This is a genomic window from Chitinophaga filiformis, from assembly GCF_023100805.1.
Taxonomy (GTDB): Bacteria; Bacteroidota; Bacteroidia; order Chitinophagales; family Chitinophagaceae; genus Chitinophaga; species Chitinophaga filiformis_B.
This window is the reverse complement of sequence record NZ_CP095855.1, coordinates 2430428-2444312: the sequence shown is the minus strand read 5'-3', so window position 1 is coordinate 2444312 and position 13885 is coordinate 2430428. Positions and strand designations below refer to the sequence as shown.

At 46.5% G+C, this 13885-nt stretch carries 12 protein-coding genes; 7 read left to right on the top strand and 5 right to left on the bottom strand.

Annotated elements, in window-relative coordinates; genetic code table 11:
* Window positions 1-372: 372 nt before the first annotated feature.
* Window positions 373-1701, top strand: a complete 1329-nt coding sequence (gene ahcY / locus MYF79_RS10165; protein WP_199657406.1) for an adenosylhomocysteinase — start codon at window positions 373-375, stop codon at window positions 1699-1701.
* Window positions 1702-1825: 124 nt separating this feature from the next.
* The gene (locus MYF79_RS10160; protein ID WP_247813767.1) at window positions 1826-2557 is read left to right on the top strand and encodes a pyridoxine 5'-phosphate synthase; all 732 of its coding nucleotides are present in this window, start codon (window positions 1826-1828) and stop codon (window positions 2555-2557) included.
* A 60-nt stretch (window positions 2558-2617) separates the two neighbouring features.
* Here the strand turns inward: MYF79_RS10160 and porQ are convergent, their stop codons facing one another.
* The 5 genes from porQ to MYF79_RS10135 all read right to left on the bottom strand — a co-directional run bounded on the left by porQ (window position 2618) and on the right by MYF79_RS10135 (window position 9572).
* Complete coding sequence (porQ, locus tag MYF79_RS10155; protein ID WP_247813766.1) at window positions 2618-3670, bottom strand: type IX secretion system protein PorQ; 1053 nt, start codon at window positions 3668-3670, stop codon at window positions 2618-2620.
* A gap of 199 nt (window positions 3671-3869) precedes the next feature.
* The gene (lon, locus tag MYF79_RS10150) at window positions 3870-6272 is read right to left on the bottom strand and encodes an endopeptidase La (RefSeq protein WP_247813765.1); all 2403 of its coding nucleotides are present in this window, start codon (window positions 6270-6272) and stop codon (window positions 3870-3872) included.
* 172 nt (window positions 6273-6444) lie between these two features.
* Window positions 6445-7062, bottom strand: coding sequence for a porin family protein (locus MYF79_RS10145; RefSeq protein ID WP_247813764.1), 618 nt, complete (start codon window positions 7060-7062; stop codon window positions 6445-6447).
* Window positions 7063-7263: 201 nt separating this feature from the next.
* Entirely contained in the window at window positions 7264-8133 is an 870-nt protein-coding gene (locus MYF79_RS10140; protein WP_247813763.1) for a hypothetical protein, read from the bottom strand.
* Between the two features lie 179 nt (window positions 8134-8312).
* Complete coding sequence (locus MYF79_RS10135; protein WP_247813762.1) at window positions 8313-9572, bottom strand: metallophosphoesterase; 1260 nt, start codon at window positions 9570-9572, stop codon at window positions 8313-8315.
* A 294-nt stretch (window positions 9573-9866) separates the two neighbouring features.
* Here MYF79_RS10135 and MYF79_RS10130 point away from each other — a divergent pair, with 294 nt between their 5' ends.
* The 5 genes from MYF79_RS10130 (at window position 9867) to dapB (ending at window position 13836) form a co-directional block, all read left to right on the top strand.
* A complete protein-coding gene (locus tag MYF79_RS10130) occupies window positions 9867-10547 on the top strand; it encodes a metal-dependent hydrolase (protein ID WP_247813761.1) in 681 nt (226 codons plus the stop codon).
* A gap of 100 nt (window positions 10548-10647) precedes the next feature.
* Window positions 10648-11469 (top strand): ParA family protein, encoded by an 822-nt coding sequence (locus tag MYF79_RS10125; protein ID WP_106603209.1) that lies wholly within the window; start codon window positions 10648-10650, stop codon window positions 11467-11469.
* On the top strand, window positions 11453-12385 hold the full coding sequence (locus MYF79_RS10120) for a ParB/RepB/Spo0J family partition protein (RefSeq protein WP_247813760.1): 933 nt from the start codon (window positions 11453-11455) through the stop codon (window positions 12383-12385). The genes MYF79_RS10125 and MYF79_RS10120 overlap by 17 nt, the downstream gene beginning before the upstream one ends.
* On the top strand, window positions 12378-13070 hold the full coding sequence (locus tag MYF79_RS10115; RefSeq protein ID WP_247813759.1) for a DUF5683 domain-containing protein: 693 nt from the start codon (window positions 12378-12380) through the stop codon (window positions 13068-13070). The genes MYF79_RS10120 and MYF79_RS10115 overlap by 8 nt, the downstream gene beginning before the upstream one ends.
* Before the next feature lie 49 nt (window positions 13071-13119).
* On the top strand, window positions 13120-13836 hold the full coding sequence (dapB, locus tag MYF79_RS10110; RefSeq protein ID WP_247813758.1) for a 4-hydroxy-tetrahydrodipicolinate reductase: 717 nt from the start codon (window positions 13120-13122) through the stop codon (window positions 13834-13836).
* Window positions 13837-13885: the final 49 nt, after the last annotated feature.

The window sequence follows — 13885 nt, the reverse complement described above, 5'->3', positions numbered from 1 at the left end:
TTCACCACCCCCATTGCTGGGAACCACCTGGTATTATCTGATAAAATAAAAGACAATACATATATATAAGATACAAACATATTTATATTTTCATACTTATACAAACAAATTTATATATTCTGTGCATATGTGGCAGTATCAAATGTGGATAACTACCATGAGGTACTAGTGCTCAATAAATTAGCAATTCACATTTATAGTGGAAAAATTCATTATACTTATGCTAAAACGGTGTCATAACACATTTTTAGCAGCATTGTGAGGTTAACCGCCTTATAAAAGTGCTGTTGTTCTGTTTGCCTAAACAAAAAAAGAACAAATGCATAGTTTAAACCCATAAAATAACGGTAGATTTGCACAAAACAAGAAATAATGTCTACAATAGCTAATTCTAACATTGACTTTACCCTTGCTTACAAGGTAAAAGATATGTCTCTGGCCGAGTGGGGACGTAAGGAAATCGAACTTGCAGAAGCCGAGATGCCGGGTCTGATGTCCCTCAGGGAAGAATATGGCAATTCCAAGCCTTTACAGGGCGCGCGTATTGCCGGATGTCTGCACATGACCATCCAGACCGCCGTACTGATAGAAACCCTGGTTCACCTGGGTGCTGAAGTTCGCTGGAGCTCCTGCAACATCTTCTCTACCCAGGATCACGCTGCTGCTGCCATTGCTGCTGCCGGTGTGCCTGTGTTTGCCTGGAAAGGTCTGAATGAAAAGGAATTTGACTGGTGTATAGAACAAACCCTGTTCTTCGGTAGCCAGGACCGTCCATTGAACATGATCCTGGACGATGGTGGCGACCTGACCAACATGGTATTTGATAAATATCCTGAGCTGATCCAGCATGTGAAAGGTTTGAGTGAAGAAACCACTACCGGTGTTCACCGTCTGTATGAGCGTATGCAGCACGGTACTTTGCCTATTCCTGCTATCAACATCAATGACTCTGTTACCAAATCCAAATTTGATAACAAATACGGTTGCCGCGAATCCTGTGTAGACGCTATCCGTCGTGCTACAGATGTAATGATTGCCGGTAAGGTTGCTGTTGTTGCCGGTTTCGGTGACGTAGGTAAAGGTTCTGCAGAATCGCTGAGAGGTGCAGGCGCCCGTGTAATTGTTACAGAGATCGATCCTATCTGCGCACTGCAGGCCGCTATGGAAGGTTATGAAGTGAAGAAAATGAGCGATGCTGTGAAAGAAGCTGATATCATTGTAACCACTACCGGTTGCCGCGATATCATCACTGCTGAACATTTCAAACTGATGAAGGATAAATGTATCGTTTCCAACATCGGTCACTTCGATATCGAAATTGATGTTGCCTGGTTGAACAAGAACTACGGTAATACCAAAGTTGAGATCAAACCTCAGGTAGATAAATATACCATCGACGGTAAAGACATTATCCTGCTGGCTGAAGGCCGCCTGGTGAACCTGGGTTGCGCTACCGGTCACCCATCGTTCGTGATGAGTAACTCCTTCACCAACCAGGTACTGGCTCAGCTGGAACTGTGGCAGCATACAGACAAATACGAAAACAAAGTTTACGTACTGCCTAAGCACCTGGATGAGAAAGTTGCCCGTCTGCACCTGAAGAAGATCGGTGTGGAACTGGATGTGCTGACACCTGCACAATCAACCTACCTGAACATCCCTGTTGAAGGTCCGTTCAAACCAGATTACTACAGATACTAATCTGATTAATCACTATATTAGCAATAGCCCATAACTGTGATAGTTATGGGCTATTGCTTTTAAGTTTATTTACTCCCTCATCTATCCCGATGGACTATCCACGTAATTCCACTAATTTTGTATTATGACCAAGCTAAGCGTAAACATCAACAAATTTGCCACTCTTCGCAATGCACGTGGTGGTAATATGCCGGATATACTAAAAGTTGCGCAGGACTGCGAGCGTTTCGGCGCAGATGGTATTACCGTACATCCGAGACCGGATGAACGGCATATCCGCTACCAGGACGTAAGAGACCTGAAGCCGCTGGTGAAAACGGAATTCAACATTGAAGGATATCCTTCAAAAGACTTTATGGATCTTGTGCTGTCTGTAAAGCCACATCAGGCTACGCTGGTGCCCGATCCGCCTGATGCCATCACTTCCAATACCGGCTGGGATACCATTAAGAACCAGTCTTTCCTTCGTGAAGTGATCGGTACATTAAAATCTGCCGGTATCCGTGTGTCGATATTCCTGAACGCGGAAGTAGATAAAGTGGAAGCTGCGAAAACGGCTGGTGCAGATCGTATTGAACTCTATACCGGTCCTTACGCTGAAGAGTATGAACGTGCACGTACACAGCCACAGAATCTTCAGTTGTTCAATGACTATAAGAATACTGCCCGCGCTGCTACCGCAATAGGACTGGATCTTAATGCAGGTCACGATCTCAATCTTGATAACTTACGGTTCTTTAAGCTGCATATTCCCCAGTTGAAAGAAGTGTCTATCGGCCATGCGCTGGTGTGTGATGCGCTTTATTTCGGATTGGAGAATACGATACAGTTGTATAAGCGGCAGTTGGAAGAGTAAAGTTGTTGTTATATTTCTTGCGGGATTACAGATGCGTCTGTAGTCCCGTTTTTATTTTAGCTAATACCTCCATTCCTTCAGTGGTACATTGATACCCAACTGATTCAGAGCTTCGCTGCGTTGGTACCAGGAGCGTGTATATCTTAAATGGATCTTGCGCGTGATAATGCCGATCCCTCCTGAGCAACCACTCATGCCTTTTTGTTGTGGTAACCCTAACTCTTGTCTGCGGAGGTGATTGTAGGAAGCTGTCAGCTCTATATAACGGCCTATCTCCCACTGTGCGGCAAGTATAAAGTGACGGAAGATCTTATCTGCCGTATTGTTATGCGTAGTAGTGTCTCCGTCGTAGGTGATAGTGCCTTCCTGGAAGTCCGGATCGGCATAACGCACATCGAACTGGTGTACATGGTGTATCGTAGCAGAGAATTGCAGGGGTAGGTTCTCCAGCTTTTTTGAAATGCCTATCTGCAGGTCGAAAGGTAAAGGCTCCTGGTTGTCTTTTGTATAGGTCTTTAGTTGTGCGCCCATGTTACGTACTACCAGGCCGGCCTGCCAGTGACGGGCAGTATCCTGGTAGTTCAATCCTACATGCACTGCCAGTCCGGAGGCTTTATATTGCAGATAGGACGATTGAACATACTGAATGCTGATACCATAGTACCAACGCTCAAGGTATCTCCGGGAGGCCGTCAGCTGAAAGGCCATATCCCGGGGCTTGAAATTTCCCAGTATGTTTCCTGCCGCATCTGTCTGCGTCACACTGCCATAGTCAATGTATTGCACACTGCCGGCAAGTGTAGTGGCATACCTATCCAGGTGGTAGCCAAACAACGCATGAGCATATTGTACGCCGGCGAAATAGTTGGTATAATTTACCTCTAAATGCTGGTGCATGCTTTCCCGCAGTAATGAGGGATTCAATGCAGACAGTGCAATATCATTGTTCTGTAAACTGACATTGGAACCGCCCAGGGCCGCTATTTGCGGAGAAACAGGCAGATCGAGGAAGGAAAATACGCTCTTACCTCCCAATACCTGGGCACTGGCGGTTGTCATAGAAAGACAGAGGTATGGGAGCACTATCAGTAGTGCAATGATGTTTTTCCTCATAAAGAGGCATAAAACTAAATAATAATAGGTTATAAAACACGAAGCCTTTGAGGTTATTGGCGGAATGGCTGTCGGCTATTGATTGTGATCTAAAACAGGAATGCCATATGCTACACATATGGCATTCCCAAACCCTTAAAACAATCAACATTAGTATCCATTGCCAGCCACAACTGTTAAAAAGGCTGGCAGGGAAATGTTACTTCTTTAATAACGCTATATCGATCACTTGGTTCATTTCTTTTACAAAATGGAACTTTAATCCTTTAATATAGTCCGGGTTTATTTCTTTGATATCCTTTTCGTTCTGCCAGCAAAGGATAATTTCCTTAATACCTGCTCTTTTGGCAGCCAGTATCTTTTCCTTGATACCTCCTACCGGTAGTACCTGTCCGCGGAGGGTGATCTCGCCTGTCATAGCCAGGTAGGATTTCACCTTTCTGCCTGTGAACGCGGAGGTCAATGCTGTCAGCATCGTGATACCGGCGCTTGGACCATCCTTGGGCACAGCTCCTTCCGGAACGTGTACATGGACATTGCGTTGGGTGAACAGTTTGGGATCTATCTTGAATTCCTTCGCATGTGCATGCAGATAGCTCAGGGCAGTGCTTACAGATTCCTTCATGACGTTACCCAGGTTACCGGTCAGTCTCAGCTCGCCTTTACCTTCACTCAGGCTGGTCTCGATGAAAAGGATGTCTCCCCCTACATAGGTCCAGGCCAATCCTACAGCAACACCTGCCGGGTTGCCCACTTTATAGATCTCATTCGAATAGCGGGACTTACCCAGTATCTTTTCGATATGCTCTTCTGTCAGGCTTTCCGGTATTTCCTCTTCCAGCGCCACATCTTTGGCTATGGAACGCATGATTGAGGCAAATTGCCTGTCCAGCTCGCGGACACCGCTTTCACGGGTATAATCCTGGATCACTCTTTCGATGATGTTGTTGCTGATACGCATTTTCAGCGTTTTCAGACCATGTGCATCCTTCTGTTTAGGGATCAGGTGACGCTTGGCGATCTCCACTTTCTCTTCTATGGAATAACCACTCAGATCGATGATCTCCAGCCTGTCGCGCAGGGCGGGGCTGATCGCGTTAATATTATTCGCGGTAGCGATAAACAGTACTTTGCTCAGGTCGTACTCCAGCTCCAGGTAGTTATCGTAAAAAGTACCGTTCTGTTCAGGGTCCAGTACCTCCAGCATAGCAGAACTTGGATCACCGCGGTGATCATTACCGATCTTGTCGATCTCGTCGAGGATCATTACAGGATTGGAAGTTTTCACTTTGCGGATGGACTGTAATACACGACCGGGCATTGCGCCGATATATGTTTTACGATGGCCCCTGATCTCGCTTTCATCATGCAGGCCACCAAGGCTCAGTCTTACGTATTTACGGCCTATAGCGCTGGCAATGGAACGGCCCAGGGACGTTTTACCAATACCGGGAGGACCTACGAAGCAAAGGATCGGAGACTTCATGTCCCCTTTCAGTTTGAGAACGGCCAGGTATTCGAGAATACGTTCCTTGATCTTGTCCATACCATAGTGGTCATTGTCCAGGATCTTTTTCGCCTTTTTCAGGTCATAGCTGTCTTCTGTATATTCTTTCCAGGGCAGGTCCAGCATCAGGTCCAGGTGATTGTACACCACAGAATAATCCGGCGTGCTGGGATGCATACGCTCCAGCTTTTCTATGCCCTTGCGGAACAGTTCTGCAGCAGCTTCTGTCCACTGTTTCTTTTCTGCCTTGCGCTGCAATTCCTTGACTTCGCGGTCATTGGCGTCTCCTCCCAGCTCTTCCTTGATGGACTTAAGCTGTTGCTGGAGGAAGTATTCCCTTTGTTGCTTGTCAAGATCCGCCTTGGTTTTATTGGTGATCTTATTTTTCAGTTCTGCCAGCTGCAGTTCCACCTGCAATAATTTCAGGAGCAATTCCGCGCGGGTGCGCAGGTTATTGATCTCGAGCAGTTGCTGTTTATCTTTCAGGTCACAGTTCAGATTGGAAGAAACGAAGTGTACCAGGAAAGATTCATTTTCAATATTCTTCAGGATGATGCTGGCTTCGGATGGCAGGTTGGGCGATAACTGGATGATCTGTCCTGCCAGATCCTTAATGGAAGAAATGTAGGCGTCAAATTCCGGATCGTCTGTCACTATTTCATCCTGCAGTAATTCAATGCGCGCTTTGAAATATGGATCTTCCGCCACTATTTCACTGATCTTAAAACGTTTGCGACCCTGTATAATGATGGTGGTGCCACCATCCGGCATTTTTATCAGTTTAACGATGCGGGCTACAGTCCCCACGTCGGCAAGATCCACCAGGTTGGGATCTTCTATTGTACTGTCTTTTTGTGCTACCACCCCTATCAGCTTATCTGCCTTATAGGCATCATTCACTGCCTTAATGGATTTGTCTCTGCCAACAGTAATTGGCAGTACCACCCCAGGGAAAAGTACAGTATTTCTTAGTGGCAATAATGCCAGTTCATCAGGTATTTTCTCGTCCTCCAGGCCATCATTCTCTTCATTCAAAGGGATAATCGGCATGAACTCCATCTCTTCTTCCGAGTTTGCAAAATAGAATCTATTCATCTGCGTAGTTTAATCGGGAAAGTGGCCAAATTGTCAGCCTGCGGCCTCCTTTCCATTCATTTTTATAAGCATAGGTATATTGTCAAGTATAATGCCACGAAAAGATAATGATATTAAAAAAGTCGCCCCGTTTTATAACGAGGCGACTTTCAATATTTCATCTGGGCTCTTTTTACAAAGTTACACCTACACCCAGCTGGATGCTCTGGTTTTTCCAGTTGCCTCTGTCGGTAACGGTATTGATACCTTTCACGTCGGTGAAACCAATGATGTAACGTGCACTGATGTTGATGATGGGCAGCTGCAGCCATAAACCGGCCACGCCAGATACATCACCGCCTTTAAAGGCATCGTTGGCACCTTTGAATACGTTCTTGTCGCTCACCAGGGCGCTGAACTGAGGACCTACCTGCAGTTTAACACGCGGGCTACCCAAAGAGATATTCGCCAGCAGCGGAATGCTCAGGTAGTTGAGTTTTATCTTTTTGTTGTTGTTGGCAGGGTCATTCAGATTTTCAGGATCAACGACTTCGCCAAAATTGCTTGTAGTTTTTACTGTGCTGGAAGAAAAGATCAATTCACCTTGTACACCGAAACCTTTTGTCAGGTTAACCTGTGTAAAACCACCCAGGTGATACCCCAGATTGAAGCCATCTTTGTAACCCTGACCGTCCAGTTTACCCAGATTAGCACCTCCTTTGAGACCGAATCGTAAAAATTTGGTCTGGGCATTTGCGGTAGAAACGGCAGTTACGCTGAGTACTGCGATCGCGAGAAACAGTTTTTTCATAATAGTTGTTTTTAAACAGAAGAGGATGATTTATTGATTGATTTAAAGGTTTTTCTGGTCTGATTAAATATAAACGTTCCTCACAAGGCACACCCCTATCCGACTGATAGCAAAATGCGTGCTATAATTATTAACACTTAGCACTGTGTGGATAATAAAATAAAAAAAACAGTAACGTGAGGGTAAAATGCTAAAAGGAGATCATTTGAAAGTGTATCCTAACCTGGCAGTGAAATAGCCGGTGAGTTGTTTTTCCTCTCCCTGGAAAGGTTTGAAAATGGTGTAGGATGGGGAGATCGTAACGTTGCCCAGCATATAAGACGCATTGAGGGTGAGATCAAGCGCCCGCATCTCAAAGCCGGTGGCAGTTTTTTTACTTAGAAAGGCTCTCTGGATATCTTCCGGAGGCCTGGTATCGCTCCATTCCCAATGTAGTTTGGGCGAGCGGGAAATATACTGGAATGACTTCAGGTTGCTGTAATAGTTGGCGGTACCCATCGTGAGCCCGACGGAAGGGGTCAATAAAATGGCATCGTCGTGCTTTAGTACATCGATAAAAATAAATGGATGACGCACCACCGTAACGATATTAAAATCCTTCCCGGATATGTTGCGGCTTAACCGCCCTCCGGCAATCTTCTCCTGCGTGCTGCCCCACCCGAGATCCAGGCTGACGCCGGGTTGCAACCACCAGTCCCGGTAGTAGAAGTAGGCAAATAATTCATTATTGATTGGCGTAACCGGAATATCTACAGAATCGGTGAAGATGTATTTGGTATAGGAAATGCCTGTCAGGAATTTCCTGTTCTTTGAATAGTCGTATCCAACAGAAAGATCCCATTCAAACCAGGGCTTACCGATGGATTGAAACAGGTAATAACTGCTGACATTGGCGTACAATCCCGTTTTATGAAAATAGGAAACCGTTGGGGAAAGGAAAGGTTTCATGACTATCGGCGTCTCATACGTCTGCGTTTTCTTGCCGTAAGCAGGGCTATTGCCATAACCGAGCCCCAGGACGAATTCACTTTTCTCCCTCTTTTTTAGCAGAGAATCCAGTTGTTTTTCCAAGTCGGCAAGGGTCTGGCCCATGACAGCCTTACTACATAACAGAAATAAGAATAGAAAGCAGCAGCGCATGCACGGAGCATTTTACAGCTGCAAGATAGGCTAATTAGTCGATAGACCGTAGCCGTTTGTCGGTGGATGAGGACGGAAAGTCGTTGACTGCGGGACTAGAGCCGACCAGACTATACCAGCTCTATCACGGTAATTTCCGGCAGGATACCTACGCGGCCCGGGTAGCCCAGGAAGCCGAAGCCTCTGTTCACATACAGACGCTGATCTCCCTCTTTATAAAGCCCTGCCCATTCTTTATAGATAAACCGTGCGGGACTCCATTTGAAACCGGGGATCTCCACTCCGAACTGCATACCATGGGTATGGCCGGCCAGCATCAGGTCTATATCGGGGTACTCTGTCCTGACCTGGGCATCCCAGTGGGTAGGGTCATGAGACATCAGGATCTTGAATGGCAGGTGTGCGGCGCCGGCGTATGCCTTTTTCATGTCGCCGTATTTCGGAAAACGGCTCATAGCACTCCAGTTCTCAATACCCAGTAAACCGATCTGTTGTCCGCCACGCTCCAGGGTAACATGTTCATTCATCAGCAGTTTCCAACCCAGCTCGCCATGCACCGCCTTGAGCCGCTCCAGGTTTTCGTGCCGCATGGCGCTGAAACCGTTGGCATCCCTGTCGGGCCAGGCGTAATAGTCGCCGTAATCATGGTTGCCCAGGGTCGAATAAACGCCCATGGGGGCTTTTACCCGGCTGAAAACGTCCATCAGGTTATCCATTTCCGTGGCACGGTCGTTCACCAGGTCGCCTGTAAACAACACAATGTCAGCGTTTTGCGCATTAATGAGCGCCACTCCTTTTTCTACTGCCTCTTTGTTGGTCAGGCTACCGGAGTGAATATCAGATATCTGTACAATACGGAGTCCTTTAAAGGCCGGGGGCAGGTTCTTAAAGGCCAGTTTCATTTTATGGACCCGGTAATTGTATTTATTGGACAGGCCGTATACCAGGGTGGCAAACATACCGCCGCCCAGTATTAAGGCCATCTGGGAAAGAAATTTTGACCGGGTGATGGCATTTACAGCCACTTCATCCCCTCCGCCGGAAGAAAAACGGCTGATAATCCACTGAATACCACGACGCGCATCGTCGAGTAAAAGGAATACCGCCGCCAATACTTTCGCGAATACCAGTCCGAATATGATAGTCAGTACATACGAGCGGGCATTGACAGGCCATTCCTGCCAGTTGAGGTAGGGTAAGAGGGCGATAGTCAATATTACCAGGGCCGATATCACCCAGTAGCCACCGAATACGATACTACGCACTCTTGCCGATGAACCATTAAAAATGGCCTTAATGGCCATAAAAACATAAAGATCGAGTAGTAATAGTATGACTAACAGTACTATCGTGTTTAATCCTGAGCGCATGTAGAGTATTTGTCCTTGCAAAAATAACCCCTTCGGCAGACCTTATCCTTTTTTTTGGTACCAGCGGGGGTATCATGTTATGACGAACTACCCATCCACATATTGTACCGGAAGTGAGATTTTGCATTTACTTTAACAAATAATATTAAGCGTCTCATTTTGAATTAATTAACAATTCAAATGTGTACCAGCTGTGAATAAATAAATAGCGGGGTAGACCTTATTATTCTCTAATCGTTGTACTTTTGTACACTTTGGATAAGTATATACTTTGTTTACATAGACACCTGCAAGATGAATTTCACCTATTACGGACATTCCAGTTTTGCGGTTGAAATCAAGGGGAAGAAGATTGTTTTTGACCCTTTCATTACACACAATGAACTGGCTAAGGCGGTAGATATCAACAAGATAGAGGCTGATTATATATTCTGTTCACACGGTCATGCGGACCATGTTGCCGACCTGGTGGCACTGGCGAAACGTACAAATGCAACTGTTGTGGGTGCTTTTGAACTGACCGAATGGGCAGGCAGGCAGGGCCTGGAGAAAGTACACCCAATGAATACGGGCGGCAAATGGCAATTTGACTTTGGCACAGTGAAATGTGTGGTAGCACATCATTCGAGTGGTTTGCCGGACGGTTCCTACGGAGGCAATCCCCTGGGCTTTGTGTTCACGACAGATGAGGGGAATTTTTATTTTGCAGGGGATACAGCGCTGACCCTGGACATGCAGCTGATACCCAGGTATGCTAAACTGGATTTTGCAATTTTACCAATAGGAGATAATTTCACCATGGGAGCTGACGATGCGATTGTAGCGGCAGGATTCGTTGATTGTAAACGCATTATCGGCGTACACTACGACACCTTTGGGTATATCAAGATAGATAAGGAGAAAACGCAGCAACAGTTTTCAGCCGCAGGGCTGGAATTATTGCTGCCGGCAATAGGAAGCAGTATCAATCTATAGTAAAACGCATATTCTTTACATGGTGCAAGAGACGGGAGTCTTCCTAAGCCATGCCCTATTTATTATCCTATAGTAAAACCTAAGAAATACCTAATCAACAATGGCAAGAGTAATTGCAATCGCTAATCAGAAAGGTGGGGTAGGAAAAACTACCAGTGCTATTAACCTGGCAAGCAGCCTGGCTGTACTGGAGTATAAAACATTGCTGGTAGATGCGGATCCGCAGGCTAACAGTACCACCGGTTTAGGTTTTGACCTGCGTAATATACAGCAGAGCTTATATGACTGTATGGTTAATGACGGGCAGGCCAAAGATGTGATCCTGGAATCAGATACACCCAATCTGAAAGTGCTGCCATCCCATATTGATCTGGTAGGTGCAGAGCTGGAGCTTATCAACCATCCCAACAGGGAGCAGGTGATGAAGCAGGTGATAGATGCTGTAAAGGATGATTATGATTTTGTTATAGTAGACTGCTCCCCTTCCCTGGGCCTGATCACGGTAAATGCCCTGGTGGCGTCTGACTCTGTGATCATTCCTGTACAGTGTGAGTTTTTTGCACTGGAAGGTCTTGGTAAGTTGTTAAATACAATTAAGATCGTTCAGAGCCGTTTAAATACCAACCTGGCCATAGAGGGCATCCTGATGACCATGTACGACGGCCGTCTGCGCCTGAGCAACCAGGTGGTGGATGAAGTGAAACAACACTTTGAGGAAAGCGTATTCAACACGATCATTCACCGTAATACCAAATTGGGTGAGGCGCCCAGCTTCGGTAAGTCAGTGATCATGTATGATGCCGCCAGCACCGGTGCGATCAACTATCTCAACCTGGCCAAAGAAATTCTGCAAAAGAATAACTTCACACGTATTAACCTGGAAGATAAAATATTAGCAATTAACAATGAGCAATCAGAGTAAGGGGAATCCGAATAAGAAAGAGGCGTTGGGTAAAGGTATCCGCTCGCTGCTGCAAAATATTGATACCGACCTCAAACAGACCACCAGCGCACTGGGCGAGCAAGTTGTGGCAAGGGCTACCGGTATTGAGCGTATACCGCTCGATCAGGTGGATGTGAATCCTAAACAGCCACGCCGGGACTTTGACGAGAAAGCTTTACAGGAATTAAGTATGTCCATCTCACTGCACGATGTAATACAACCTATTACCGTGTCCAAGGTGGGCCCTAACAAATACCAGCTGATAGCGGGTGAAAGGCGTTTACGCGCCAGCCGGATGGCAGGTCTGAAAGATATTCCGGCCTATATCCGCCAGGCGAACGACCAGGAACTGCTGGAACTGGCCCTGCTGGAAAACCTACAGCGGGAAAATCTCAATGCAATAGAAATCGGCCTGAGCTATAAACGCCTGATGGAAGAGTGCGTACTCACCCAGGAACAGGTAGCCGACCGTATGGGTAAAGAAAGAAGTACCGTTACCAACTATATACGCCTGCTTAAACTGCCACCAGACATCCAGGTAGCTGTCCGCAACGGACAATTAAGCATGGGACATGCCAGGGCATTGATCGCCGTGGAAAATATAGAGAAACAGCTCTTCGTTTTCAATGAGATCATGCAGAACGGGCTCTCCGTACGTCAAACAGAGGACCTGGTGCGTAAAACTACCCACATTGACAAGGGCAATGTGAAAAAGGCAGCTAAAAGCTCATTACCGCCGGCCTATCAGAAGATAGAAGATAACCTGGCAAGTCATTTTGCCACAAAAGTGAAACTGGACAGAAGCAAGAATGGGAAAGGTAGCGTTACCATCGAGTTCTACTCCGACGAGGAGCTCGATAGCATATTAGAAAAAATAGACTTATACGGTGGCTAAACAGTCCGGGAATACATTTTCTCATTTATTATTACGTCTTTGCTTACTGGTATTACCGGTATTTGTTTGTCTGCCTGCCACCCTGCTGGCCCAGGACAGCACCAAGGCTGCTTATCTGCGTAAACAGCAGCCGGACAACCGGAAAGACACCACTGAGCTTTACATCAAAAGAGATTCAGTAAAACCTGTCGCTCCAACCCTTCATAGTCCGCGGAAGGCAGCTTTTTATTCAGCCGTACTACCCGGCCTCGGACAGGCCTACAATAGGCAGTACTGGAAGATCCCCCTGGTATATGCCGCCCTCGGCATCACTACCGGTACCTTTATCGTCAACATGGACCACTACCGTACCTTCCGGAATGCCTATCGTATCCGTATGGACGGCAATGCCGATACGGTTGACGACTATGTTGGACTGTACAGTGACAATGGTCTTAAATACCTGCGGGATGCCTACCGGGAATACGTAGACTACTCCGTGCTGGTATTTGTGCTTGCCTATGGATTGAACATCGTGGATGCTACAGTGTTTGCCCACCTGAAGGACTTCAACATGTCGGATGACCTGAGTATGAAGATCGTACCAACCGTTATTAATAATCAGGCACTTGGGCTTAGCCTGCGTTTCTCCATAGGTGGTAAGAAGAAGTACAGCAATCAGATCGCCCTTGGCAACAAGTGGTAATTACTCCTCTTCTACTAATTTCTACTAATAGCATCTAACTCAATATATTATGAAAATAGCGCTTATCGGTTACGGAAAAATGGGAAAGGCAATTGAGGCCATCGCCGTAGCCAAAGGACATGAGATTGTTCATCGTGTTGACCTGAACAGTCAGCATCTGCTGGAGAAGGAAGAACTCAGCAAAGCTGATGTTGCAATCGAGTTTACCGGTCCGGAAACCGCCTATAATAATATATTGAAGTGTTTCGCCGCCAATGTTCCTGTGGTTTGTGGCAGCACCGGCTGGTTGGAGCAGCTCCCTGCCGTAAAATCTATATGCCTGGAACAACACCGGGCATTCCTCTACGCCAGTAATTTCAGCGTGGGTGTGAATATCTTCTTCGAGATCAATAAACGCCTGGCAGAATTAATGGCGAATCAGCCACAGTATGAGGTAAAAATGGAGGAGATCCACCATACCCAGAAACGGGACGCGCCGAGTGGAACCGCCATTACCCTGGCCGAGCAGCTGATGGAAAAGGTACGCCGCAAGCAGGAATGGGTAAATGATGAGGCTTCCAAACCAGAACAGCTCTCCATCATTTCCAAACGTATAGACCCGGCTCCGGGTACCCACAGCATTACCTACACTTCCGCTATTGACGATATTACCATCACCCATACTGCTCATTCCCGCGAAGGATTTGCGTCCGGCGCTGTGATTGCCGCGGAATGGCTGAAAGGTAAAACAGGGATCTTCAGTATGAAAGACGTATTAAGCCTGTAAGACGTAAAAAGCTGTTATCTTTGTAGTAACAAACATCTGGGAGGGATGC

Coding starts and splice junctions, on each gene's coding strand:
- MYF79_RS10160 (WP_247813767.1), top strand. CDS start 1,826: ATGACCAAGCTAAGCGTAAACATCAACAAATTTGCCACTCTTCGCAAT.
- ahcY (WP_199657406.1), top strand. CDS start 373: ATGTCTACAATAGCTAATTCTAACATTGACTTTACCCTTGCTTACAAG.
- MYF79_RS10130 (WP_247813761.1), top strand. CDS start 9,867: ATGAATTTCACCTATTACGGACATTCCAGTTTTGCGGTTGAAATCAAG.
- porQ (WP_247813766.1), bottom strand. CDS start 3,670: ATGAGGAAAAACATCATTGCACTACTGATAGTGCTCCCATACCTCTGT.
- MYF79_RS10135 (WP_247813762.1), bottom strand. CDS start 9,572: ATGCGCTCAGGATTAAACACGATAGTACTGTTAGTCATACTATTACTA.
- MYF79_RS10145 (WP_247813764.1), bottom strand. CDS start 7,062: ATGAAAAAACTGTTTCTCGCGATCGCAGTACTCAGCGTAACTGCCGTT.
- lon (WP_247813765.1), bottom strand. CDS start 6,272: ATGAATAGATTCTATTTTGCAAACTCGGAAGAAGAGATGGAGTTCATG.
- dapB (WP_247813758.1), top strand. CDS start 13,120: ATGAAAATAGCGCTTATCGGTTACGGAAAAATGGGAAAGGCAATTGAG.
- MYF79_RS10125 (WP_106603209.1), top strand. CDS start 10,648: ATGGCAAGAGTAATTGCAATCGCTAATCAGAAAGGTGGGGTAGGAAAA.
- MYF79_RS10120 (WP_247813760.1), top strand. CDS start 11,453: ATGAGCAATCAGAGTAAGGGGAATCCGAATAAGAAAGAGGCGTTGGGT.